The sequence below is a fragment of the Mycobacterium sp. NAZ190054 genome (assembly GCF_001545925.1).
GTDB lineage: Bacteria > Actinomycetota > Actinomycetes > Mycobacteriales > Mycobacteriaceae > Mycobacterium.
The window spans coordinates 1-974 of sequence record NZ_LMVQ01000483.1 but is presented as its reverse complement, the minus strand read 5'-3'; the positions used below and the strand labels follow the sequence as shown (position 1 = coordinate 974).

The window sequence follows — 974 nt, the reverse complement described above, 5'->3', positions numbered from 1 at the left end:
CGACGCAGACTTCACTCCGCGCTCGGCTACCGCACACCGCATGAAGTCCGCACCGAATATATGAATTCACAGCTCGCGGCTTAATTCCCGCGAAATCCGCAGTCTGAAAAACGCGGAGCAGGCCAAATTCACGTGCCCATCGCGCGTGATCGTCTATGCGCATCTGTACCGATGGGTCGTCGGGGTGCTCGCCGTGTTTGGGTTTGCACGTGGTCGCGTGCTCGAACCACGCCACGCAGCTTTGGAATCGCTTCCCGTCGATGACGGTCGGCCCGCTGATCTGCAAATCGCAGTGGCTTTCTCCCGCGATGGCCGCGAAAGCGTTGTCGAGGTCGGAAGGCGAATGCATCACCCACGGCTCAGTCACCTTGCACGTGGCGACGATGGCCGGAACACAGGGTGCGGTCGCGAACCTGAAAGCGTTCGCGGCGTCATCGGCGGGCTTGCGCAACAGGTCGTCGGCTGGCTGCAACATGTCGAACCAACGGTGCTCCGGCCACTTCGCATAGTGGCTCTCTACCGCTGTCTCTGTGGTGCGCCACGTGTTCTCGACTGCGCGAACGCCTTCCTCGGTCGCCAGCGTCTTCGGAGTGTCATACGCATTTGCCGCGAGCATTTCGATAAACGCCTGTGTCGCTTCGGCCTTCACTGACGGCGAGATCGGGTTGCCGGTCACTGGTGCAATCTGTGGCGGGTTGGCAACACGCGCGCGGATGTCTTCGGGCGTTAGTTGCGGTTTGTCGCGCCGTTTCGCCGCGCTCGCTTCCCTCTCACGGACTCCGGCGCGGAACTCGTCTAGTTCGGCTTGTGTGGTGATCTTCTGCGTGGTCATGGTATTTCACCCTTTCCTAGTACTGCAGCCGTAGATCGAGTTCATTGTTGTTCGCGTCGTCGGTAGTGCGATTGCCGGGCTCGGTATTGGTGTTGTCGTCGCCATCGTGACCAGGCCAGCAGGCTGGTGATGGTCTGGTTGG

At 60.8% G+C, this 974-nt stretch carries 1 protein-coding gene; it reads right to left on the bottom strand.

Annotation, left to right across the window (positions count from 1 at the left end; translation table 11 throughout):
- The coding region (locus ASJ79_RS32790; protein ID WP_156448624.1) for a hypothetical protein at nt 1-832 on the bottom strand (832 nt) is incomplete at its 3' end.
- Nucleotides 833-974 lie beyond the last annotated feature (142 nt).